The organism is Streptomyces sp. MAI_2237 (assembly GCF_054189285.1).
On the sequence record NZ_JAJPGQ010000003.1, the window covers coordinates 1826269 to 1848349 of the forward strand.

The following is a 22081-nucleotide window of genomic DNA, read 5'->3' on the forward strand; positions in this document are numbered from 1 at the left end:
CATGCCCACCAGGATCCTCCCGGCCGTCGGTGACGCGGACGCGGTCCGTTCCCTCACGACCCTGCTCAGCCAGCTCCCGGACGCCGAACCGGTCGCCCCGGTCGTCGACTCCACCCAGCTCGTCGACACCCTCGCCCGGCTGGCCGCCGAGTCGGTCGACGAACTGCCCGAGGTCGTGGTGGTCCACGAGCGCATCGGCCCGGTCCCGGCCCTGGAACTCATCCGCGAGGTGGCCCTGCGCTTCCCGGCGGTCGGGGTCATCCTCGTCACCACGGACGCGAGCCCCGGCCTCTTCCAGGCCGCCATGGACTACGGCGCCCGCGGCCTGGTCGCCCTGCCCCTCAGCTACGAGGAGCTGGCGAGCCGTGTGCAGGCCGTCGCCCAGTGGTCGGTGGGCGTACGGCGCCATCTGGGCGCCGGAGGCGACGTGTTCACCGGCGTCGGCGGGACCGTCGTGACGGTGAGCGGGGCCAAGGGCGGCGTCGGTGCGACCCTCACCGCCATCCAGCTCGCCCTGGCCGCACAGGCGTCGGGGCGCGCCACCGTCCTGGTGGACATGGACCTGCAGACCGGCGACATCGCCTCCTACCTGGACGTGCAGTTCCGGCGGTCGGTGGTCGACCTGGCCGCGATCAGCGACATCTCGCCGCGCGTCCTCGCGGACGCGGTCTTCCGGCACGACACCGGGGTGTCGCTGCTGCTCGCGCCGGGGGAGGGGGAGCGCGGCGAGGAGATGACGGACCGCGCGGCCCGGCAGATCGTCAGTGCCCTCAGGTCCCGCTACGAGGTCGTGGTCGTCGACTGCGGGGCCCAGTTGAGCGGGGCCGGCGCCGCGGCCGTGGAGATGGCCGACCTGGCCCTGCTCGTCACCACGCCCGACGTGGTCGCGGTGCGCGGCGCCAAGCGGACGGTGCGCATGTGGGACCGGCTTCAGATCCGCAAGGCGGAGGAGACGACGGTCGTCGTCAACCGGCACGCGCGGGCCTCCGAGATCCAGCCGCCGCTCATCCAGAAGATCACCGGCACGGCGGTCGCGGCGACCGTGGTCCCGGCCAACTTCAAGGAACTGCAGGCGGCGGTGGACGCCGGCCGCATCCACGAACTGGACAACAAGGGGGCCGTCAAGCAGGCCCTCTGGGGTCTCGCGGGGGAGCTGGGCCTGATGAGGGCGACGGAAGGGGCGCACCGGGGCGGTGGCCGTCTTAGGGGCGACCGGGGGTCGGTGAGTTTCCGGCGGCGCAGGGAGCTGGGGCCATGAGGAGGCGGCGCGGCGACCGGGGACAGGTGACCATCGAGTTCCTCGGCATGACACCGCTGATCATTCTGACGCTGGTGCTGGTGTGGCAGTTCGTGCTGGTGGGGTACGCCTACTCGCTCGCGGGGAATGCTGCCGACGAGGGCGTGCGGGCGGGAACGGCCGCACCCCGGGACGCGCGGTTCGCCACCTGTGAGCAGGCGGCGCTGAAGGATCTGTCGGGGGCATGGAGGGGAGCGGCCACGGTGAAGCAGTGCGGCGGCTCCGGATTCGTGACCGCGGACGTGGCGATCAGGGTCCCCGTCCTCTTCCCGGGGTCGATCTCCTTCCCCCTCACCGTGTACGGACACGCCGGCGCGGTGGAGGAGGTGAAGGAGTGAGATGTCGTACCACCGCAGACGCCGTGACGCCGGCCAAGTGGCCATCGAGTACCTGGGTTTCCTGCCCGTCCTGCTGCTCGTCGCACTCGCCGGGGTGCAGCTGGGACTGATCGCGTACGCCGCCCAGCAGGCGGGGACCGCGGCCAGGGCGGGGGCTCGGGCGGCCTCCCTCCAGCAGGCGGCGGGCGCGGCCTGCGCCCAGGCCGTCAGCCTGGACGCCACGTGCGACACCGCGGACCTGGGGACCGAGGTCCAGGTCACCTCGCACGTCACGATCCCCGTTCTGTTCCCCGGACTGGGCCGCTACGAAGCCAGCAAGACCGCCGTCATGCCGCTCGACCACTGATACACCCGGGCACAGCGAGGAGCACCGACCCATGAGCCTGCGGGCACGCATCAACTCCCCCGAGGAGAACGGCCACCGGGGCGAGGACGCGCACCTGGTCGCCTCCTACCGGGCCAAGCTCCTGGAGGAGATCGACCTCGCGGAGATGTCCTCGCTCGCCGCGGCCGAGCGCCGGGCCCGCCTGGAGCGCGTCCTCGGGCACATCATCAGCCGCGAGGGCCCGGTGCTGTCGACGGTCGAACGCTCCCAGCTTATCCGCCGGGTGGTCGACGAGGCACTCGGCCTCGGCATCCTCGAACCCCTCCTCGAGGACGCGTCGATCACCGAGATCATGGTCAACGGCCCCGACGCGATCTTCGTCGAACGCGGCGGCCGCGTCGAGCAGTTGCCGCTCCGCTTCGCCTCCCACGACCAGCTCATGCAGACCATCGAGCGGATCGTCTCCACGGTCAACCGGCGCGTGGACGAGTCGAACCCCATGGTCGACGCACGCCTCCCCTCCGGCGAGCGCGTCAACGTCATCATCCCGCCGCTGTCGCTGACCGGCGCCACCCTCACCATCCGCCGCTTCCCGCGCTCCTTCACGCTCCAGGAGATGGTGAGCTTCGGCTCGCTCGACGAGCACATCCTGTTCCTGCTCGCGGGCCTGGTACGGGCCAAGTTCAACGTCATCGTCTCCGGCGCCACCGGCACCGGCAAGACGACCCTGCTCAACGCCCTGTCCGGGCTGATCCCGGAGGGCGAGCGCATCATCACCATCGAGGACTCCGCCGAGCTCCAGCTCCAGCAGTCGCACGTGATCCGCCTGGAGTCCCGCCCGCCGAACGTCGAGGGCAAGGGCCAGATCAGCATCCGCGACCTGGTCCGCAACTCCCTGCGGATGCGCCCCGACCGCATCGTCGTCGGCGAGGTCCGCGGCGGCGAGTCCCTCGACATGCTCCAGGCCATGTCCACCGGCCACGACGGCTCCCTCGCCACCGTTCACGCCAACAGCGCCGAGGACGCCCTGATGCGCCTGCAGACCCTGGCGTCCATGTCCGACGTCGAGGTCCCCTTCGTCGCCCTGCACGACCAGATCAACAGCGCCGTCGACGTCATCATCCAGCTCACCCGCTTCGCCGACGGCGCCCGCCGCGTCACCGAGGTCGCCCTGCTCGACAGCCACGGCGGGGAGCCGTACCGGCTGGCCACCGTGGCCCGCTTCAACGCCCAACCCATGGCGCCGGACGGCCGGATCCACGGCGCCTTCGAGCACTACCCCCTCACCCGCCGCAGCGCGGACCGCCTCTACATGGCGAACCAGGCCGTCCCCCAGGCCTTCGGCGTCGCCCGGTCCGCGGACCAGCTAGCCACCCGAGAAGCCAGGTAGGTGCCGCCCCCCATGGATCTGCAAGACCTCGTCGCCCTCACCACCGGCATCACGCTGCTGACCTGCGTCCTGGCCGTCATGGGCCTGCACGCGTACGCCACCGGACGCGCCGAGCGGGCCGCGCTCGTCGAACGGCTGACGCACACCGGGCAGATACCTGCCATTGGCCGCCCCCGCCGCTTCCGCACCCTGGACCGCCGGCTGCGCCGCACCCGGCTCGGCCGGAAACTGGAACTGAAGCTCGCCGCGACCGGACTCGACGTCACCCCGGGCGAGTTCTTCGCCTACATGCTCGCCACGGTCGCCGCCCTGTGGCTGATCGGCCAGGCATCCCTCGCCCCCTTCTTCGGCCCGATCGCCGGCCTGCTCGGCGTCTGGGCGGCCTGGCAGTTCCTCACCTGGCAGCGCCAGAAACGCATCGAGAAGTTCATCAACCAACTCCCCGAACTGGCCCGCATCCTGGCCAACGCCACACAGGCCGGCCTGGCACTGCGCACCGCGATCAGCATGGCGGCCGAGGAACTGGAGGCGCCGGCCGGAGAGGAACTGGAGAAGGTCGCCAACCAGCTGGCGATCGGGCAGTCCCTCGACGAGGCGCTGGGGGACCTCGCGGACCGGCTGCCCTCCCGCGAACTGGTCGTCCTCGTCACCACGCTGGTGCTGTCCAACCGGGCGGGCGGACAGGTCGTCGGCGCGCTGCGCAACCTCACCGAGACGCTGGAGGAGCGCAAGGAGACCCGGCGCGAGATCCGCACCCAGCTCTCCCAGGTCAACATGACGGCGTATGCCGTCCCCGTGATGGGCGTGGGCTCCCTTTTCCTGATGAACGGGGTCAAGGACGGTGCCCTGGACCGCATGACCGGCTCGCCCGTCGGCCAGGCCTGCGTGATCATCGCCTTCGCCATGTACGCCGTCGGGTTCGTGCTCATCCGGCGCATGTCGCGGATCGACGTCTGAGACAAGGGGGTAGGTGACATGGCACTGCTGCTCGCGCTCGCGATGGGCCTCGCCGTCTGGGGCGTCTTCGCCGGCATCCGCATGTACCGGGCGGAGGCGAAACTCCCCGGCGACCTGCTCCTGGCCCTGGAGGTCGGCGCCACCCGCACCGGAGCGGTCGACTCCCTCATCGACCGCATGGGCATGCGTTACGCCCCCGCGGTCCTGCGGCTGATGGGCCCCGGCCTGGTCGCCAAGTACCGCCGCAAGATCGACCTCGCGGGCAACCCGGGCGGTCTGACCATCGACCGCTACGCGGCCCGGCGCGCGGTCTACGGCTTCCTCGGCGCCGTCGGCTTCCTGGTGTTCCTGCTGCGAGGCCAGTACCTCGTCGCGCTGCTGCTGCTGGCGTTCGGCGCGTTCTGGACCGAGGTCGGCATCTGGGTGGCGATCCGCCACCGCAAGGACGTCATCGAGCGCACCCTTCCCGACTTCCTGGACGTGCTGGCCGTCGTGGTGAGCGCCGGGCTCGGCTTCCGGCAGGCCCTGGACCGGGTGGCGACCCGCTACGAGGGCCCCTGGGCCGACGAACTGCGCATCACCCTGCGCCAGATGGACCTCGGCATGAGCCGCCGCCAGGCCTTCGCGGAACTTCGGCGCCGCAACGACTCCGAGCAGGTGGCCATGTTCGTGACGGCACTGCAGCAGGGCGAGGAGCTGGGCGCCCCGATCGTGGACACCCTCGTCTCGCTGGCCAAGGACATGCGCCGCACGGACGCCCAGAACGCCCGCCGCAAGGCCGCGCGGGCCGTCCCGCGGGCCACGCTGATGATCACCACCTTCATGGTCCCGGCCACTCTGCTCCTGCTCGGCGCGGGACTGCTGCTCGGCTCCGGCACCGACTTCGGCACGCTCACGGGCAAGTAGGCAGGGGAGGGCGACGAGATGGCGATGACGAAGGAACGCGGCGGCCCGCCGTGGCGCCGCCCGCGGACGGCGCGGAGCAGGATCACCGCCCAGCCGGCGGGCACGGTTGTCGCGGACCGCGCGCGCACCGGCGCCCCCGACGCCCCGGTGCCCGCGCTGCCGCCCGCGCTGCCCTCCGGCTGGGTCCTGACCCGGACCCCGGCACCGCTGCCGGCGGTACCGCGTCAGCCGGCGAGGATCGCATCGCCGACGCCCGCGCCCGCCGAGGACGCCCCGCGACCCCCCGCCCTCTCCCTCCAGGTCAACGCCCTGCAGGCCATGTGCCGCCAGGTCTTCGCCTTCCGCCTGGCCATGATCGCCCTGGCCGCCCCGGCCGCCCTCGTCAACGCAGCCCCCGGCATGCCCGTCCGCCTGGTCGGTGCCGCCGTCGTGGTCACCTTCATGGGCTCCTACGTCCTGTACCGGGACTGGGAGCGCTTCGGCCCCCTGCTCCTGCGCCACCCCTCCCTGCTGGCGGTCGACACCCTCCTCGGTTCGCTGCTGCTGATCTCGGCGGGCCCGGACACCACACTCGCGTACGTCAGCGTCTGCACGCCGCTGCTGGCGGGGATCGTCTACAGCTGGCGGGGAGCGGCGTGCTTCGCGTCCCTGCAGTCCCTCATCCTCCTGCTGGTCCACGCCACCAGGCACGACCTGCACGCCGCCCTCGCCGAGTCCCTGCTCCTGCCCGGCCTGTGCGTCATCGCCGGCGCGGTCGGCTCGTCACTGCGCGGCCTGATGCTCCGCTTCGGCACGGCGACCCAGGCCCTCACCGAGGTCCAGGCCCGCCTCGCCGCCACCGAGGCGGTCGGCGCCGAACGCGCCCGCCTCGCACGGGAGATGCACGACTCGGTGGCCAAGACCCTGCACGGAGTGGCCCTCGCCGCGGACGGCCTCGCGGCCTCGGCGGGCCGGGACGGCACCGATCCGGCCCGGCTCCGGCAGCAGGCGGAACTCGTCGCCCGCGCCGCCCGCCGCGCCGCCGCCGAGAGCCGCGAACTCCTCACCGACCTGCGGCGCGTGAACGACCCCGGCCACGGCACCGACGTACTGGCCGAACTCGCCTCCCGCACCCGCGACTTCGCCACCCGCACCGGACTGTCCGCCGCCTGCCGCCCCACCGGCGACGACACCGTGCCCCCGGTCCCGCCCGCAGTAGCCCGCCAGCTCCTCACCATCGCCGACGAGGCCATGGAGAACGCCCACCGCCACGCGGCCCCCACCCGGGTCGACGTCAGCGGCGGCGTGCGCGAGGGCCTGCTGTGCATCAGCGTGTACGACGACGGCGACGGCCTGCCCCCCGGCACCAGCCTCGAACAACTGCGCCGCGCGGGCCACTTCGGCCTGGTCGGCATGGTGGAGCGGGCGGCGTCGGTGGGCGCCCGGATCAGCGTCGGCCGCGGGGACCACGCGCGGGGCACCGAGGTCCGCCTGGAGCTGCCGCTCACGGCCCTGACCGCGCAGAGCGCATGAGCGTCACGCCGACCCCCCACGCCGACGAGAGGAGGCCGCCGATGCCGGACCTTCCCGCCCTGCCCGCGGCCCAGCCGCCCCCGCCCCTGAGCGTCGTGGTCGCCGACGACAACCTCGTCGTCCGCGCGGGCCTGACCGCCCTGCTCTCCGGGCGCGAGGACATCACCGTCGCCGCCGAGGCCGCCGACGGCCGCGAGGCCTACGAGGCGGCCCGCCGCTGCCGCCCGGACGTCGTCCTCCTCGACGTCCGCATGCCCGGCATGGACGGCCTGTCGGTCCTGCCCTACCTGGTGCCGATCGCGCCGGTGCTGATGCTGACGTACAGCAGTGAGTCGGAGATCGTCCAGGAGGCCCTGCGCCGCGGGGCGGCCGGCTACCTGGTTCACGGCGAGTTCACGGCCGACCGGCTGGTCGCGGCGATACGGGACGTCAGGGAGGGCCGTGCGCACTTCACGGCAACGGCCGCCGACGTCCTGCGAAGTGCGATTGCACACTCCCCTTCGCCTCCAACTGTCAAGTCCCCCGTAGTTTCTTCACAAACACTTTCGCAAGTGCAACCAGATATGGCACAGTCGGAGTCACGGTCTCGACTGAGTACGAGGGAGGCGGAGATCATGGACCTCATCGCGTCCGGCATGAACAACCAGCAGATCGCCGCCACTTGCTTCATCAGCGAGAAGACCGTCAAGAACCACATCAACCGCATCTTCGCCAAACTCCACAGCACCAACCGCTCCGAGGCCACGGCCACGTGGCTCGGCACGCGAGGGACGGGGTGAGGCGCCATGAGGCGACGCAGGCGTGTTTGGGCCCGCAATTGGGTCCTGGGACCCTCGGGGCGGCGAGGGACGGCGTCGTACGGTTCCGGGATCGGAAGCGAACCCGGAGGGGAGCACCATGAGCAGCTGGATCAACACCACCGTCGCGTACCTGCAGGCTCGCACCGCCCGCAACGACAAGGGCCAGACGGCCGTGGAGTACCTGGGCATCATCGCGGTGGTCGTGGCGATCGTGCTGGCGATCACTGGTACGGACATCGGGCAGACGATCTTCAATGCGATCACCGACAAGATCACCGAGGTCACCGGTGGCTGATGCGGCTGCGTAGACGCGACGACGCAGGGCAGGCCTTCCCCATTTACATCACTGTGGTGGCGGGCCTGCTCTTTCTCGCGTTCGCCTACGTCGCGGTCGGCCAGGCCCGCGGTGAACCGGAACGGTGCCCAGACGGCGGCCGACGCGGCGGCGCTCGCGGCGGCGCAGCACACCAGGGACGAACTCGCGGGCCAGTGGGTGACGGACGTACTGGACCCGACCAAGTGGCAGGACCTCTTCGACGGCAAACTGCCGGACGACCAGGCGTGCGCGCGTGCCGCGCAACTCGCCGAGCAGAACGACGCGGCGCTGAGCGGTGCGGAATGCCAACGGCCGGAACTCCTCACCTACACGGTCGAGGTCACGACCAAAAAGCGCGTCGGGGACTCCATCGTCCCCGGTGTCGCGGACAAGCACTCCAAGGCATCCGCGACCGCCGTCATCAAAGCGCTGTGCTCGTTCGTCCCTCCGGCCGCCGGTGACACCGGAGGCGACACGCTGCCGCAGCTCACCTGCGAGGGCAACAAGAAGTGGGACCTGGATCCCAAGGACCTCACCGATCTGCCGGAACCCCAGGACCTGTTCGACGTCCACCTGGCCGAGTGACAAGCGAACGACGAGACAAGGAAACGCAGTCATGAGCATTCGGTTCACCAAGAAGGCCCGCAGGGGGATGGTCGCGTTGACCGTCGCGGCCGGACTGGCTGTCGGTGTGGCCGGCTGCGGCAGTGGTGGCGGCGACAAGAAGCCAGAGGCGTCGGCGTCCGCCTCCACGGCCCGTGGATCCGACCCGAGTGCTCAGGAAGGGCAGTCCGACGCGCCGCTGGCCGAGCTCAAAGGGCCGGACGGCCTGCTCCTTCAGGTCACCTCCGCGAAGAGGGACTCCGGTGGGTTCGTCACGGTCAGCGGTGACTTGAAGAACGACAGCGGTAAGACCCTCACTCTTCCGGCCCAGTTGAGCGGCAACGAGACCGAGATCATCAAGAACGGCCGGTCGCTGGGCGGAGCCACACTCGTGGATTCCAAGGGCAAGAAGCGCTACTACGTCCTGCGGGACACGGACGGCCGCCCCCTGACCACGACAGGCATCACTTCCGTCAAGTCGGGCGAAACGGTGCCGGTGTTCATGCAGTTCCCCGCACCGCCCGCTGACACGACGCAGGTGTCGTTCCAGCTGCCGATGTTCGCACCCGCTGACATCGAGATCTCCGGGTGAGGCCCCAAGTGACCGCGCCCCGCCTCCCCCTGCTCCTCACGGCCGCCACCCTCATCGTGGCGACCCACCTCGTCGGTGCCGTGCCGGCGCACGCCGACGGCAGTCCCAGCGTGCCCCCGGGCACCGAGCCCTCCGCCTCCGCGCCGGTCGAGGTCGACCCGAACGACCCCGATCTGAAGCTGCCCGAGGGCGCCACCCTCGCCGCCCCCAAGGTCCTGGACATCAAGTCGGTCGTGGAGGACGAGAACGGCGACGAACGCCGCTCGGACACCAACACGTCCGTGACGTTCGCCCTGCAGGCGGAGGTCCTGTTCAGCAAGGACAGCGCCAAGCTCAACGGCGAGGCCAAGTCCCGTATCGCGACGATCGCCGACGAGATCAAGAAGCAGAACGCGACGCACGTCCGCGTCTTCGGCTTCACCGACGACCTCGGCAGCTACGCCCACGGTCTCGTCCTGTCGAGGCAGCGCGCGAACGCCGTACAGGACGTCCTCGCCCAGGAGCTGAACGACCCCGGCGTCACCTTCGAGGTCCGCGGCTACTCCGAGGACTACCCGATCGCCTCGAACGCCACCGAGGAGGGACGGCGGAAGAACCGCCGCGTGGAGGTGTCGTTCCCGCGCGGCGGGAACTGACGGGCGCCCGTTGAACCGCTCGGCCGGCCGTCACGTACCAGTCACCGACGGTCCGTGGCAGGCCTGTGCGCCCAGAGAAGGGTCCGAGCGATTTCAGTTGATGCGAGTCCGCCGGTCGGCAGCGCCGTCGTACGGACGGAACGGACGAGCGAGGCACCCGCCCCCCGGCAGGTGCGGGGCCTGGACGGCCTGCGCGGCCTGGCGGCGCTGTACGTCGTCCTGTTCCACTGCTGGCTGTACACCTTCCCGGGCTACCCCGACAGTTCCGCGCCCGCCTGGCTGGACGGGCTGATGTTCGGGCGGGTCGCCGTCGTCTTCTTCCTGGTGCTGTCGGGCTTCTCCCTGGCGATCTCCCCGGCGCGTCACGGCTGGCGCTCGGGCGGTGCCGCCGAGTTCCTGCGCCGGCGCGCCTGGCGCATCCTGCCCCCGTACTGGGCCGCGCTGGTCCTGAGCCTGGCGATCTCCTGGTTCGTCGTTCCGGCCTCGCACTTCGGGCCGCCCACCGCCGCGACGGTCCTGGTCTACGGTCTCGTCGCGCAGGACGTGTTCACCGCCCCGACACCGAACGGCGCCTTCTGGTCGATCGGGGTGGAGGCCGAGCTGTATCTGCTCTTCCTGGTCTTCCTGTACGTCAGGCGGCGTACGAACGTGGTGGTCCTGGTCGCCTGTGTGGCGCTCCCGGTGATCGCGGGCGGCCTGCTGGCGCCCGGCGCGTCCCCCGTCGAGGGCGACAACTGGCTCGCTCCCCATCTCGCCCCCGTGTTCGTCGCCGGCATGGCGGGCGCGGGAGTGGTCGCCGCCTCCGAGCGGGTACGGCGCCTGCCCTGGGGCCGGCTCGCCGCCCTGGCCGCGCTGCCCGTGCTGGTGCTGGGCGCCGTGAAGGGCTCGGTGTGGACGGTGAACCACTACTTCTGGGTGGATCTGGCCATCGCCCCCGCCATGACGCTGCTGCTCGCCGGGGTCGCCACCGGCAGGCCCGCCGTCCTGGTGCGGCTGCTGACCACGCGGCCCGTCGAGAGCCTGGGCGGCTTCTCCTACAGCCTCTACCTCATCCATCTGCCGATCGTCCTGGCGGTGATCCGCCGGGTGGCCCCGCACTTCGTGGCGCCCGGCCTGCCCACGTTCCTCTTCACGCTCGCCGTGGCGCTGCCCGTCTCGGTGGCCGGCGCGTGGCTGTTCTCCAAGGTCTTCGAGATCCCGTTCAAGCGGTACCGGTCCTGGAAGTCCCTGACCGCGGCACTCGGCGCAGGCCCCCGCGTCGGGACCAGGCCCTAGACACGGACCTCCACCCGCTCACCCACCCGCAGCCCCCACGCCGCCATCGCCCCGGCCTCGGCCTCCAGGACGTGCCGGGAGCGCGGCCGGGGCAGCCCGAGGCGGCCCGGCCGCATGGTGCGCACGGCGACGACCCTGAGGCCGCGGTCGAGGTAGGCGACGTCGATGGAAAAGCGCATGCGGAAGGTGTGCACGCTGTTCGCGGGAGAGAGCAGGATCGCGCCGTCGACGCCGTCCCGCCCCAGCAGCCCTCTGGTGCGCGCCCGGTACGAGGCGGCGATCTCCAGCGGCACGGACACGGCGGTCTCCCCGTCCTCCGGACGCACGACGAGTTCGCCCCGTCCGTCCCGCCATCGCCGCGCCATACTCAGGACCTCCCGGCGGTGCCGCCCACCGCGCGAACCGAAGGTATCCGCCCCGCGCTCGGGAAAGAAGAGGACCATGGGAAAGATCGTCCTGATGATGTCCGTCTCCCTCGACGGCTACATGGAGGGCCCCGACCACGACATCAGCTGGAGCCGGGCGGACGAGGAGCTCGCCCGGCACTTCAACGACACGGTCAGGGGACTGGGCGCCCTGATCGAGGGCCGCCGCGTCTACGAGCTCATGGCCGCCCACTGGCCCACCGCCGACGCCGACCCCGACGCCTCCCCGGCCACCGCCGAGTTCGCCGGTATCTGGCGGGACATCCCCAAGATCGTGTACTCGCGGACCCTGGAGAAGGCCGACTGGAACGCCACCCTGCTCCGGGAGGTCGTGCCCGAGGAGGTCCGGGCGCTCAAGGAGCGTACGGAGGGCGACCTGTGGGTCGGCGGGGCCGAACTCGGCGCCGAGTTCCTGCGGCTGGGGCTCGTCGACGAGTACCGCGTGTACATCCATCCCGCCGTCGTCGGCCGGGGCAGGCGGCTCTTCCCGGAGGCCGACATCGCCGCCTCGCTCCAGCTCGTCGAGAGCCACGTCTTCGGCAGCGGGGTCGTCCTGCTGCACTACAGGCGGGACGACAACACCGGCGACGCGTAAAGAAGTTGTCCGGTTCCTCCCGGCCGGGTAGGAAGAGGGGCATGACTGGACTCGGCGCCGTGTTCCGGCCCCAACTCCCGCCCGAGCGGCTGCGCGCCGTCGCCGAGCTCGCCGACCGCAGCGGGCTCGAGGAGCTCTGGCTGTGGGAGGACTGCTTCCGGGAGGGCGGCATCTCGACGGCAGCCGCCGCCCTCGCCTGGACCGAGCGGCTGAAGGTCGGGGTCGGTCTCCTGCCGGTGCCGCTGCGCAACGTCGCCGTCACCGCCATGGAGACCGCGGCGCTGCACCGCATGTTCCCCGGCCGCCCGATCGTCGCCGTCGGACACGGTGTGCAGGACTGGATGGGGCAGGTCGGGGCGCGGGTCGAGTCACCGGTCACCCTGCTGCGCGAGCACCTGCTCGCCCTGCGCGCCCTGCTCGGCGGAGAGCGGCTGACCACCGCCGGACGCTACGTCCGGCTCGACGACGTGGCCCTCGACTGGCCGCCCGCCACCCCCGCCCCCGTCCTGGCCGGCGCCACCGGCCCGCGGTCGCTGCGGCTGGCCGGGGAGGCCGCCGACGGCACCGTCCTGACCGCGTCGACCGACGCCGACGGGGTACGGGCGGCACGCCGGCTCGTCGACGAGGGCCGGGAGTCGGCCGGACGCACCGCCGATCCCCACGAGATCGTCGTCTACCTCCTCACCGCCACCGGCCCCGACGCCGTCTCCCGGCTGCGCGCCGAACTCGCCGCCGAGGGCCTGGAGTCCGCCCCGGGTGTCGGCGTCGCCGGAGACGCCGACACCGTCGCGAAGGCCGTCCGACGGCTCGCGGAGGCGGGAGCCGACCGGGTGATCCTCCAGCCGACGGGCGACGAACCCGACCCGGAGGGTTTCGTGCGGTTCGCCGCACAGGAGGTCGGGCCCCTCGTCCGGTGAACGGCGGCCGCACCGGGGCCGGCGACCCGATACCCGCCCTCTGGCGGCTCCCCTTCGAACTCGCCTGGGAGGCGTTCAGGGCGGGCAGCAGGCCCGTCGGCGCCGTCCTGTACGACGCCGACGGCCGGGTCGTCGCCGCCGGCCGCAACCGCGCCCAGGAGACGCAGGCCCCGCCCGGTCAGCTCGCGGGCACCGCCCTCGCCCATGCCGAGATCAACGCCCTCGCGCAACTGCCGTCCGGCCGGCGCTGGGACGGCCACCGTCTGCACACCACGCTCGAACCGTGCCTGCTGTGCAGCGGCGCCCTGGTGCACAGCCACGTCCGGCACGTCGTGTACGCCGCCCCCGACCCGCTCTGGCACGGCATCGAGGACGTCCCCTCCGTCGGCGGCCTGATCGCCGCACGTTGGGCCCGCCGGGAGGGCCCCGCCGCCGGCCCCCTCGCCGCGTTCGGCACTGTGCTGATGCGGCTGTGGGCAGTCCGGCGCACCCCCGAGGACCTCGACGACGCCGCCGCCCGCACCGCCCGCCACTGCCTCGCCACCGTCGACGGCCTCCTCGACGCAGGGAGTGCGCAGCAGCCGTACGACCTGCTGCGACCGCATCTGGGCCCGCCGGACGGCACGGGCTGAGGCAAGGGGCGGCCGACCGGAAAATCGCGCGCGCCCGTCGCCGCGGTCCTGTCAGGATCACCTCATGGCCCCCCACGACGCCCCCCGTTCCTTCGAAGCCCTCGTCGCCGAGGGCGCCGCCGTGCCCACCGACGGCTGGGACTTCTCCTGGTTCCGGGGACGGGCCACGGAGGAGCGGCCCTCGTGGGGATACGCCGTGTCGCTGGCCGGCCGGCTCGCCCTCGCCACCGCCGCGCTGGACATCCAGACCGGGGGAGGAGAGGTGCTCGACTTCGCGCTGGGGCGGGCCGCCGGCACGCCGGTGCTCAGTGCCGCGACCGAGGGCTGGCCGCCGAACGTCGCCAAGGCCACCGAACTGCTCCGCCCGCGCGGCACCGTGGTCGTCGCCGCGCACGAGGACGCGCCGCTCCCCTTCGCGGACGGCGCCTTCGACCTGGTCAGCAGCCGGCACCCGGTGACCCCGCACTGGACGGAGATCGCCCGCGTCCTGCGGCCCGGCGGCACGTACTTCGCCCAGCACGTCGGACCCCGCAGCGTCTTCGAACTCGTCGACCGCTTCCTCGGTCCGCTCCCGGCGGATCAGGGCTTGGGTCGCGACCCCGAGCGCGAACGCGCGGGCGCCGAGGCCGCGGGACTGGAGGTCGTCGACCTGCGCGCCGAGCGGCTGCGGATCGAGTTCCACGACATCGCGGCCGTCGTCCACTTCCTGCGCAAGGTGGTGTGGATGGTCCCCGGCTTCACGGTCGAGGCGTACGAGGACCGTCTGCGGTCCCTGCACGAGGAGATCGAGAGCGAGGGCCCTTTCGTCGCCCACAGCACCCGCCACCTCTTCGACATCCGCAAGCCGCACCGTTAGCTGCCCCCCGGATGCCCGCTTCGGCGGGATTGGCCGGGAAGTGCCGGTACGGGCGGCTACCCCGGGCAGGGTTCCCGGACAGCGCGGCTACCCCCGGCAGGCTTCGCGGACAGCTCCTGTCCGCCGTCGGCGGCGGTTCGCCGGCCCCGACACGCCCGGCCCATCGGCCCCGGTTTCCACATTGTTATGCCCGCGAGTCGCATCCGGCCCCAGGCGTCACGTAAGTTCAGACCAAGGTAATTCGCGTCAGCAAAGCTGCGCGGGCAGCACCGCGCAGTGGAGGGGGCTGCGCGGTGCCCTTTTCCATCCGGCCGCGGCTCGCACCGCCGTCAAGCAGGGGTTCGCGGCCCGCGTCACCCGCCCGGGCGACCCCGGCGAGATTCCGCCGAACGGCCGCACCGGCCCGCCGAACCTCCCGGATCTCGCCGCTCACACCGTGAAATGCCTGTACATCGGCTGTGTTTCAGCCATGGGAAGCCCCCGGGAACGGCCCTTCACGACCACCGCCGCGTCGCCGTTCGATTCCGGAGAGTAGTTGTGGCACGCCGATGCACGCAGCATCACTTACGAAGGGTTATGGTGGAAACCCCCCCTCGGGCCGGTCCGTCTCCCCCCCACGGACCGGCCCGTTTTTTTGTGTTCCCCCGCCACCCTTGGGAGAGTGGCGGTGCGGCGGGGGTAGGCTTTCGCCGCCGGGGACCGCCATTTGGACAGGGAGCGCCCGCCGCACGCCCGGGCCGCGCGCCGTCCGATCGCATCTGAGGGGCTGACAATCACGTGAACCTGCGCGACAAGCTGCGCGGCCTGCTGGTCAGGCTGTATGCGCGCCGGGTGGAAGGCCACCTGGACCACGCTCAGGTGCCCAAGCACATCGGCGTCATCATGGACGGCAACCGGCGCTGGGCGAAGGCCTCGGGCTCCACCACCGTGCACGGCCACCGCGCCGGCGCGGAGAAGATCGAGGAGTTCCTCGGCTGGTGCAGCGAGACGGACGTCGAGGTCGTCACCCTGTGGCTGCTGTCGACGGACAACTTCGACCGCCCGCAGGAGGAACTCGGCCCGCTGCTCGGCATCATCGAGGACGTCGTGCGCACCCTCGCCGCCGACGGCCGCTGGCGCGTGCACCACGTGGGCACCCCCGACCTGCTGCCGTCGAACATGCAGACGACGCTCAAGGAGGCCGAGGAGACCACCGCGCACGTCGACGGGATACTCGTCAACGTGGCCATCGGCTACGGCGGCCGCCAGGAGATCGCGGACGCCGTGCGCTCGATGCTCCTCGACGCCCATGAGAAGGGCACCGCGCTGGAGGACCTCGCCGAGGCCGTCGACATCGACATGATCGGCCGCCACCTCTACACCGGCGCCCAGCCCGACCCCGACCTCGTCATCCGCACCAGCGGCGAGCAGCGGCTGTCCGGCTTCATGCTGTGGCAGACGGCGCACTCCGAGTACTACTTCTGCGAGGTCTTCTGGCCGGCCTTCCGCAAGGTCGACTTCCTGCGGGCCCTGCGCGACTACGCGGCGCGACACCGGCGCTACGGAGGCTGACCGCCGTACCCACATCGGGGCGGAAGTAACAAGGAGTTCACCGGGGCGCCGTCGTGACGGTCGGCATGGTGGCGCGTGTTCGAGGGCATAAGCCAGTCAGGTCGATGCCCGAACCACGGGTGTCGGATCTCAGCGGACGGCACGGGGCCGTCCGCCCGGGAGGCCCTTTGCACCAGCCCGACCGTGCGGTTCCAGCACGGAAGACAAGGCGGAGGGCCGGTTCTCGGCCCGTGCATCGCGGCCGTCGACCGGTCCAGCTCCACTCCGTCGCTCCCCGACCTCATCCGAGGGGGTACGTCCTTCCGTGGTGACCAGCACAAAGCGCCACAAGCCAGACCGGCGCACCTATGTTCTCGACACCAGCGTCCTGCTGGCCGACCCGAACGCCCTGACCCGCTTCGAGGAGCACGAGGTCGTGCTCCCCATCGTGGTGGTCACGGAGCTGGAGGCGAAGCGGCACCATCCCGAACTCGGCTACTTCGCCCGGCAGGCCCTGCGCCTGCTCGACGACTACCGGGTGAAGTACGGCCGCCTCGACGCCCCCATTCCGATCGGGGAACTCGGCGGGACCGTCCGTGTCGAGCTCAACCACTCGGACCCCAGCGTTCTGCCGACCGGCTACCGCCTGGGGGACAACGACTCCCGCATCCTCGCGGTGGCCCGCAACCTGCAGGCCGAGGGGTTCGACGTCACCGTCGTGTCGAAGGACCTGCCGCTCAGGATCAAGGCGTCCTCCGTCGGTCTCCTCGCCGAGGAGTACCGTGCCGAACTCGCCATCACGGACTCCTCCGGCTGGACCGGAATGTCCGACCTGACCCTGCCGGCCGAGCAGGTGGACACCCTCTTCGAGGAAGGGTACGCCTACGTCCCCGAGGTGTCCGACCTGCCCGTGCACACCGGTCTGACCATCCACTCCGAGCGCGGCAAGGCGCTCGGCAGGGTCACGGCCGAGGGCAACGTCCGCCTGGTGCGCGGCGACCGGGAGGCGTTCGGCATCAAGGGCCGCAGCGCCGAGCAGCGGATCGCGCTCGACCTGCTCCTCGACCCGGACGTCGGGATCGTGTCCATGGGCGGCCGGGCCGGCACCGGCAAGTCGGCGCTCGCGCTGTGCGCGGGCCTCGAAGCGGTCCTGGAGCGCCGCCAGCACCAGAAGGTGATGGTCTTCCGTCCGCTGTACGCGGTGGGCGGGCAGGAACTCGGCTATCTGCCGGGCTCCGAGGCCGAGAAGATGAGCCCCTGGGCGCAGGCGGTCTTCGACACCCTGTCCGCGGTCACCAGCCGCGAGGTCATCGAGGAGGTCACCTCCCGCGGGATGCTGGAGGTCCTGCCGCTCACCCACATCCGCGGACGCTCGCTGCACGACGCGTTCGTGATCGTGGACGAGGCGCAGTCGCTGGAACGGAACGTCCTGCTGACCGTTCTGTCCCGAATCGGCGCCAATTCACGGGTGGTTCTCACCCATGACGTGGCACAGCGGGACAACCTGCGCGTCGGGCGCTACGACGGTGTCGTCGCCGTCGTGGAGAAGCTGAAGGGGCATCCGCTCTTCGCGCACGTGACCCTGACGAGGTCCGAGCGGTCCCAGATCGCGGCCCTGGTGACCGAAATGCTGGAGGATGTTCAAATCTGACCGATTCGGCACCAGTTGGCGCCGTCCCGCAAAGGCCGAGAGCCTAGCGGGGCGGCGCCTTCGCGTTGGGCCGTTCCGTGAAATCCCCTGGGGTAAACGGCATGTGAGCTTTCACACGCAACTCAGAATTGCCACCCGGCGTCCCCGTACGGCAGAGTCTCATTCCTGTCAGGCCCCGCATACGACACACCTGTACCCCCAGCGGTACGGCACCACAGAAGCACCACAGCCAACTCCATAGCGTCGTCGTATGCCGCCCGAGCACCAAGCGGCGCTCCCCGAGCGGGAGTTGCCCACCGGGCCCGTGTCTCCCGTGACCCCGTAGTTGGGAGGCCAGCGCCAGGGGCACGATTGCGTCCGCCAGGGTCACCGAAGCGGGCGATGCTGGAAGGAAACCGTGTGAGCCGGATTTCGGTCCGGGGATTCGCAGTGGCCTCGGCCACCGCGGTCACCGCTGTCGGAAGCGTCGTCGGAGTTGCCTCGGGCAGCGTCGCGCAGAACAACGACGCCGAGCCGACGGCCGCCGACACCACGCTGCTCGCGGACATACCGACGGGTCAGCAGGCCCAGGTGCAGACCGCGTCCCTGACGCAGCAGGCCGACGCGCAGGCCATCCAGGCCGACGCGAGCGCCAAGAAGGACGCCGAGGCCGCCGCCCGCAAGGCCGCCGCCGACACCGCCATCGCCAAGAAGGCGGCAGCGGAGAAGGCCGCCAAGGAGGCCAAGCAGCGCACCGAGGCGAAGCAGGCCGCCAGCCGCAGCAGCGCCGACTTCCCGGTCCAGAGCTCGTACACGGTCGCCGAGATCCAGGCGATGGCCCGGCAGATGGTCCCGGGCAACCAGTTCCAGTGCTTCAGCTACATCGTGGACCACGAGTCCAGCTGGAACTACCACGCGGTCAACGCCTCCTCCGGAGCCTACGGTCTCTTCCAGGCACTGCCCGCCTCGAAGTACTCCACGGCGGGCTCGGACTGGCAGACCAACCCGGCCACCCAGATCAAGTGGGGCCTGAACTACATGAACAGCCGCTACGGCAGCCCGTGCGAGGCGCAGTCCTTCTGGGTCGCCAACCACTGGTACTGAGCCGGCGAGGTTCACCGCCTCTCCTCTCAACCCCGCGCAGCCCCTCCCCGTCCTAGGGGGAGGGGCTTTCGCCCTGTACGGTCGGACGCGAACGACTCCAGGGGGGAGTGGTGGCCAGCACCCGGGTACGCGGGGGAAGAGGACGGATCATGTCGCGAGTGCCAGGGTGGCTCGGCCGGCTCGGCGCCGGGCTGACGGAGGTCGGCGAGCGGTTGGACGAACGCCGCGCGGAGGTGGAGCGGGAGGAGTCCGAGATCGGGCCGCCGCACCGCCCGCGGCCGCTGCGGCCGGCGGTGCTCGCGACGGAGCCCGTGGCCGACGAGGTGCAGCAGACCGCCGTCGTCGTCCCGGTCCGCCCCGACCCCGCCCAGGCCGTGCCCTGGGGCGTGCGCGTCGCCGCCGAGGCCGGCTGGCGGCTGCTGGTGCTCGCGGGCACGGTCTGGGTGCTGATGCGCGTCATCAGCGCCGTACAGCTCGTCGTCTTCGCGTTCGTCGTGGCTCTGCTCATCACCGCGCTGCTGCAGCCCACCGTGGCCCGCCTGAAGGGCTACGGCGTCCCGCGCGGCCCCGCCACCGCCCTCACCGCGATCCTCGGCTTCATCGTCATAGGACTCCTGGGCTGGTTCGTGACCTGGCAGGTCATGGAGAACATCGACACGCTCTCCGACCAGATCCAGAACGGCATCGACGATCTGCGCAACTGGCTGCTGAAGAGCCCCTTCCACGTCACCGAGAAGCAGATCAACCAGATCGCCAAGAACCTCAGGGACGCGGTCGGCGCCAACACCGACCAGATCACCTCGGCGGGCCTGGAAGGCGTCCAGGTCGTCGTCGAGGCCCTCACCGGCATCCTGCTGACGTTCTTCTCCACGCTCTTCCTGCTCTACGACGGCCGCCGCATCTGGGAGTGGTTCCTGAAGCTGGTCCCCGCCGCCGCCCGCCCAGGCGTCGCCGGCGCGGGCCCCCGGGCCTGGCGCACACTGACCGCCTACGTCCGCGGCACGGTCCTCGTCGCCCTCATCGACGCCGTCTTCATCGGCCTCGGCATCTACTTCCTCGATGTCCCCATGGCCGTCCCGCTGGCCGTCTTCATCTTCCTGTTCTCCTTCATCCCCCTGGTCGGCGCGGTGGCCTCCGGCGCGCTGGCGGTGGTCGTCGCCCTGGTCACCCAGGGCGTCTTCACCGCGGTGATGACCCTGGCCGTGGTCCTCGCCGTGCAGCAGATCGAGGGCCACATCCTGCAGCCCTTCATCCTCGGCCGCGCGGTGCGCGTCCACCCCCTCGCGGTGGTCCTCACCGTCGCGGCCGGCGGCATGGTGGCGGGCATCGGCGGCGCCGTGGTGGCCGTACCGCTGGTGGCGGTCACGAACACCGTGGTCGGCTATCTGCGGGCCTACTCGGCGGGGGAGGCCGACGACGACACGGAACCGGAGGACGCCGCCGGGCCCCCGGCCCGTCCGGCGCCCGGTGACGAGGCCGTCGAGGCCGTCGAGGCCGAAGCGGGGTCCGCGGACGCGGCCCCCGGCGACGCTCACGACAAGACCGGGGCCTGACCGCCGACCTGCTCGAAATCCCCTTCCCGTTCGGTCAAATGAGCGCCGAACACAGCCAATTGCGCGACCCCTCGGCCCAACTTCCGCCATCGAGCGACAGGTCGGAAATCTCCGTCCGGAATATGCGCTCCGGCTGATAAATCTTCCCCCCTCAGCGCTACGCGTCAGGCGTATGTGCGAGAAGGCTGCGGCGGGCGAGGAGCGTGATGTCGGGCTACGACCTGCTGGCGCGGTCCCTGGCCGCGTGCGGGCGCGAGGGGCTGACCGGAGAGCTGCGGGTGTCCGGGGTACCCGGCGGAACCTTCCATCTGCGCAACGGACTCGTCATCGCCGTCGAGACCCCCGGCGCCCCGGGACCCGAGGCCCTGCTGCTGCGCTCCGGACGGGTGACCGGCGAGCAGTGGGCGGCGCTGGTCCGCGAGGCCGGCGGCGCGCGCTGGCCGGTCACCGGGCTGATCGCGCACGGCTACACGGGCGCCGCCCAGCTGCGGGTGGTGTGCGCGATGGCGCTGCAGGACGCGGTGTTCGCGGTCATCGCCGGACGGATCGACGGCTGCGAGAGCGGCCCCGCCGGTCTGGAACCGCCCGCCCCGGTGCCGGTCGGCGAGTCCTCCGTCCGGCTGCTGGAGGAGGCGAGCCGCAAGCTCGCCGCCCTGGCCACCCTGCCGTACCCCGTCCACCCGGACCGTGAGCGGCCGCTGCCCGTCATGGGGTTCGAGGGCCCGCTCACCGAGCTGCGGCGGGACGTCATCGCCCACGCCGACGGCCGCCGTACCGCCCGCGACCTCGCCTTCCGCACCGGACGCGGTGTCTACACCGTCACCGTCGAACTCGCCCGCATGCTCGCCGAGGGACTGCTGACCTGCCCCCCGCGGCCCGCTCCCATCCCGGTGCGCACCCCGCCCGAGGGCGTACGGCACCGCACACCTCCGGTCCCCGCACCGCCCCCGCCCGAACCGGCCGGCCCGGCGGACCTGCCCCGCCGCAGGCCGGGCGGCTTCTTCCGGCTTCGCAACGGCACCACGAGATGAACAGATACCCAGGAAACACACGGGAGTTGAGTACATGGATCACGAAGCCCTGGCGCTCGAGATGCGCGGTCTGCGGGAGCAGGTGACCGGCATCACCGACACCGCGGTCGCGGCGGCCGACGGTCTGCTCATCGCGGCCGACACCGCCGACTCGATCGACCCGGAAGGTCTCGCCGCGCTCGCCGCGGCCGGCCTGGGCCTGGCCCGCCGTACCGCCCAGGCGACCGCCCGCGGCGCCCTGCGCCAGACCGTGACGTACGGAAGCCACGGCTGCGCGGCCTTCTACGCGGTGGGCGACACGGCTCTCATGATCGTCCTCGGTGACGAGGGCATGGACGTCGACCGGCTCCATCTGGCGACCCAGCCCGCCCTGGACCGGATCGGTTCGATCCTCATGAGCAGGACAGCAGAAGGAGTCTGAAAGGATGGCGACGAAGCGTATGAACGCCGGTTTCTCGGACCAGGTGATGAGCCTGGTCAAATCCCTGCGCACGGAGGCCCCCGACTGTGTCGCGTCGGGTGTCGTCGACATGGCCACCGGCATGCTGCTGGCGTACGAGACGGTCGACAATCACCCTCCGGAGGTCCTGGACCTGCTGGCGGGCGCGACGCTCGACCTGTTCCAGGGCCGTACCGTCCTGATGATCGAGGACCTGTGGAAGGAACGCCGGGGGCAGAGCGGCGACGAGAGCCACTTCTTCCAGGAGGTCCTCGTCAACAGTGACAACGTCACCCACCTGTTCGTGAGGATGAGCCAGCAGCAGGACGTCGTGGCGGTCGTCGTGTGCCGCAAGTCCGTCAACGTCGGCATGCTGTTCGCTCAGGTACGACGGGTGGTGGGGCAGCACAGCCTGTGAACGGG

At 71.5% G+C, this 22081-nt stretch carries 24 protein-coding genes and 1 pseudogene; 24 read left to right on the forward strand and 1 reads right to left on the reverse strand.

Annotation, left to right across the window (positions count from 1 at the left end; all coding sequences use genetic code 11):
- The first annotated feature begins 1 nt into the window (after position 1).
- From LN251_RS18895 to LN251_RS18955, 13 genes and pseudogenes are all read left to right on the forward strand, one after another.
- On the forward strand, positions 2-1258 hold the full coding sequence (locus tag LN251_RS18895; RefSeq protein ID WP_458245437.1) for an AAA family ATPase: 1257 nt from the start codon (positions 2-4) through the stop codon (positions 1256-1258).
- A complete protein-coding gene (locus tag LN251_RS18900) occupies positions 1255-1635 on the forward strand; it encodes a TadE/TadG family type IV pilus assembly protein (RefSeq protein WP_458245438.1) in 381 nt (126 codons plus the stop codon). The genes LN251_RS18895 and LN251_RS18900 overlap by 4 nt, the downstream gene beginning before the upstream one ends.
- Before the next feature lies 1 nt (position 1636).
- Positions 1637-1981, forward strand: coding sequence for a TadE/TadG family type IV pilus assembly protein (locus LN251_RS18905; protein WP_249834530.1), 345 nt, complete (start codon positions 1637-1639; stop codon positions 1979-1981).
- A gap of 31 nt (positions 1982-2012) precedes the next feature.
- Entirely contained in the window at positions 2013-3350 is a 1338-nt protein-coding gene (locus LN251_RS18910) for a CpaF family protein (protein WP_458245439.1), read from the forward strand.
- Between the two features lie 12 nt (positions 3351-3362).
- Entirely contained in the window at positions 3363-4307 is a 945-nt protein-coding gene (locus tag LN251_RS18915) for a type II secretion system F family protein (protein WP_458245440.1), read from the forward strand.
- Positions 4308-4325: 18 nt separating this feature from the next.
- Positions 4326-5213, forward strand: coding sequence for a DUF5936 domain-containing protein (locus tag LN251_RS18920; RefSeq protein ID WP_362985069.1), 888 nt, complete (start codon positions 4326-4328; stop codon positions 5211-5213).
- 18 nt (positions 5214-5231) lie between these two features.
- Positions 5232-6725, forward strand: coding sequence for a sensor histidine kinase (locus tag LN251_RS18925; protein ID WP_458245441.1), 1494 nt, complete (start codon positions 5232-5234; stop codon positions 6723-6725).
- Positions 6726-6766: 41 nt separating this feature from the next.
- Positions 6767-7504 carry a response regulator gene (locus LN251_RS18930; protein ID WP_458245442.1) on the forward strand — a complete coding sequence of 246 codons (738 nt, stop codon included), beginning with the start codon at positions 6767-6769 and terminating at the stop codon, positions 7502-7504.
- Positions 7505-7622: 118 nt separating this feature from the next.
- Positions 7623-7820, forward strand: a complete 198-nt coding sequence (locus LN251_RS18935; RefSeq protein WP_058923499.1) for a Flp family type IVb pilin — start codon at positions 7623-7625, stop codon at positions 7818-7820.
- Positions 7820-8426, forward strand: a pseudogene (locus LN251_RS18940) (pilus assembly protein TadG-related protein). Before LN251_RS18935 ends, LN251_RS18940 begins: the two are co-directional and overlap by 1 nt.
- A 31-nt stretch (positions 8427-8457) precedes the next feature.
- The gene (locus tag LN251_RS18945) at positions 8458-9036 is read left to right on the forward strand and encodes a hypothetical protein (RefSeq protein ID WP_458245443.1); all 579 of its coding nucleotides are present in this window, start codon (positions 8458-8460) and stop codon (positions 9034-9036) included.
- 8 nt (positions 9037-9044) lie between these two features.
- Complete coding sequence (locus LN251_RS18950; RefSeq protein ID WP_458245444.1) at positions 9045-9671, forward strand: OmpA family protein; 627 nt, start codon at positions 9045-9047, stop codon at positions 9669-9671.
- A 171-nt stretch (positions 9672-9842) separates the two neighbouring features.
- Positions 9843-10946, forward strand: a complete 1104-nt coding sequence (locus tag LN251_RS18955) for an acyltransferase family protein (protein WP_458245445.1) — start codon at positions 9843-9845, stop codon at positions 10944-10946.
- On the opposite strand, the gene LN251_RS18960 is transcribed toward LN251_RS18955, so the two are convergent.
- Complete coding sequence (locus LN251_RS18960; RefSeq protein WP_458245446.1) at positions 10943-11311, reverse strand: DUF192 domain-containing protein; 369 nt, start codon at positions 11309-11311, stop codon at positions 10943-10945. The two genes, LN251_RS18955 and LN251_RS18960, sit on opposite strands and share 4 nt — an antisense overlap.
- A gap of 76 nt (positions 11312-11387) precedes the next feature.
- Here LN251_RS18960 and LN251_RS18965 point away from each other — a divergent pair, with 76 nt between their 5' ends.
- The 11 genes from LN251_RS18965 to LN251_RS19015 all read left to right on the forward strand — a co-directional run bounded on the left by LN251_RS18965 (position 11388) and on the right by LN251_RS19015 (position 22076).
- Entirely contained in the window at positions 11388-11966 is a 579-nt protein-coding gene (locus LN251_RS18965) for a dihydrofolate reductase family protein (protein WP_458245447.1), read from the forward strand.
- 41 nt (positions 11967-12007) lie between these two features.
- The gene (locus tag LN251_RS18970; RefSeq protein ID WP_458245448.1) at positions 12008-12883 is read left to right on the forward strand and encodes an LLM class flavin-dependent oxidoreductase; all 876 of its coding nucleotides are present in this window, start codon (positions 12008-12010) and stop codon (positions 12881-12883) included.
- Positions 12880-13515 carry a nucleoside deaminase gene (locus LN251_RS18975; protein ID WP_458245449.1) on the forward strand — a complete coding sequence of 212 codons (636 nt, stop codon included), beginning with the start codon at positions 12880-12882 and terminating at the stop codon, positions 13513-13515. Before LN251_RS18970 ends, LN251_RS18975 begins: the two co-directional genes overlap by 4 nt.
- A gap of 64 nt (positions 13516-13579) precedes the next feature.
- Complete coding sequence (locus LN251_RS18980) at positions 13580-14371, forward strand: methyltransferase domain-containing protein (RefSeq protein WP_458245450.1); 792 nt, start codon at positions 13580-13582, stop codon at positions 14369-14371.
- Positions 14372-15148: 777 nt separating this feature from the next.
- A complete protein-coding gene (locus LN251_RS18985; RefSeq protein ID WP_383671370.1) occupies positions 15149-15922 on the forward strand; it encodes an isoprenyl transferase in 774 nt (257 codons plus the stop codon).
- Positions 15923-16226: 304 nt separating this feature from the next.
- Positions 16227-17552, forward strand: coding sequence for a PhoH family protein (locus LN251_RS18990; RefSeq protein WP_458245451.1), 1326 nt, complete (start codon positions 16227-16229; stop codon positions 17550-17552).
- 399 nt (positions 17553-17951) lie between these two features.
- Positions 17952-18635: an aggregation-promoting factor C-terminal-like domain-containing protein gene (locus LN251_RS18995; RefSeq protein ID WP_458245452.1), complete on the forward strand. Its 684-nt coding sequence runs from the start codon at positions 17952-17954 to the stop codon at positions 18633-18635.
- Positions 18636-18784: 149 nt separating this feature from the next.
- Positions 18785-20188 carry an AI-2E family transporter gene (locus LN251_RS19000; protein WP_458245453.1) on the forward strand — a complete coding sequence of 468 codons (1404 nt, stop codon included), beginning with the start codon at positions 18785-18787 and terminating at the stop codon, positions 20186-20188.
- A 206-nt stretch (positions 20189-20394) separates the two neighbouring features.
- Positions 20395-21219, forward strand: coding sequence for a MarR family transcriptional regulator (locus LN251_RS19005; protein ID WP_458245454.1), 825 nt, complete (start codon positions 20395-20397; stop codon positions 21217-21219).
- Positions 21220-21253: 34 nt separating this feature from the next.
- Positions 21254-21640: a roadblock/LC7 domain-containing protein gene (locus LN251_RS19010; protein ID WP_058923487.1), complete on the forward strand. Its 387-nt coding sequence runs from the start codon at positions 21254-21256 to the stop codon at positions 21638-21640.
- Positions 21641-21644: 4 nt separating this feature from the next.
- Positions 21645-22076: a hypothetical protein gene (locus LN251_RS19015; protein WP_058923486.1), complete on the forward strand. Its 432-nt coding sequence runs from the start codon at positions 21645-21647 to the stop codon at positions 22074-22076.
- The last annotated feature ends 5 nt before the right edge of the window (positions 22077-22081 follow it).

Coding starts and splice junctions, on each gene's coding strand:
- LN251_RS18895 (WP_458245437.1), top strand. CDS start 2: ATGCCCACCAGGATCCTCCCGGCCGTCGGTGACGCGGACGCGGTCCGT.
- LN251_RS18900 (WP_458245438.1), top strand. CDS start 1,255: ATGAGGAGGCGGCGCGGCGACCGGGGACAGGTGACCATCGAGTTCCTC.
- LN251_RS18905 (WP_249834530.1), top strand. CDS start 1,637: ATGTCGTACCACCGCAGACGCCGTGACGCCGGCCAAGTGGCCATCGAG.
- LN251_RS18910 (WP_458245439.1), top strand. CDS start 2,013: ATGAGCCTGCGGGCACGCATCAACTCCCCCGAGGAGAACGGCCACCGG.
- LN251_RS18915 (WP_458245440.1), top strand. CDS start 3,363: ATGGATCTGCAAGACCTCGTCGCCCTCACCACCGGCATCACGCTGCTG.
- LN251_RS18920 (WP_362985069.1), top strand. CDS start 4,326: ATGGCACTGCTGCTCGCGCTCGCGATGGGCCTCGCCGTCTGGGGCGTC.
- LN251_RS18925 (WP_458245441.1), top strand. CDS start 5,232: ATGGCGATGACGAAGGAACGCGGCGGCCCGCCGTGGCGCCGCCCGCGG.
- LN251_RS18930 (WP_458245442.1), top strand. CDS start 6,767: ATGCCGGACCTTCCCGCCCTGCCCGCGGCCCAGCCGCCCCCGCCCCTG.
- LN251_RS18935 (WP_058923499.1), top strand. CDS start 7,623: ATGAGCAGCTGGATCAACACCACCGTCGCGTACCTGCAGGCTCGCACC.
- LN251_RS18945 (WP_458245443.1), top strand. CDS start 8,458: ATGAGCATTCGGTTCACCAAGAAGGCCCGCAGGGGGATGGTCGCGTTG.
- LN251_RS18960 (WP_458245446.1), bottom strand. CDS start 11,311: ATGGCGCGGCGATGGCGGGACGGACGGGGCGAACTCGTCGTGCGTCCG.
- LN251_RS18965 (WP_458245447.1), top strand. CDS start 11,388: ATGGGAAAGATCGTCCTGATGATGTCCGTCTCCCTCGACGGCTACATG.
- LN251_RS18970 (WP_458245448.1), top strand. CDS start 12,008: ATGACTGGACTCGGCGCCGTGTTCCGGCCCCAACTCCCGCCCGAGCGG.
- LN251_RS18980 (WP_458245450.1), top strand. CDS start 13,580: ATGGCCCCCCACGACGCCCCCCGTTCCTTCGAAGCCCTCGTCGCCGAG.
- LN251_RS19000 (WP_458245453.1), top strand. CDS start 18,785: ATGTCGCGAGTGCCAGGGTGGCTCGGCCGGCTCGGCGCCGGGCTGACG.
- LN251_RS19005 (WP_458245454.1), top strand. CDS start 20,395: ATGTCGGGCTACGACCTGCTGGCGCGGTCCCTGGCCGCGTGCGGGCGC.
- LN251_RS19010 (WP_058923487.1), top strand. CDS start 21,254: ATGGATCACGAAGCCCTGGCGCTCGAGATGCGCGGTCTGCGGGAGCAG.
- LN251_RS19015 (WP_058923486.1), top strand. CDS start 21,645: ATGGCGACGAAGCGTATGAACGCCGGTTTCTCGGACCAGGTGATGAGC.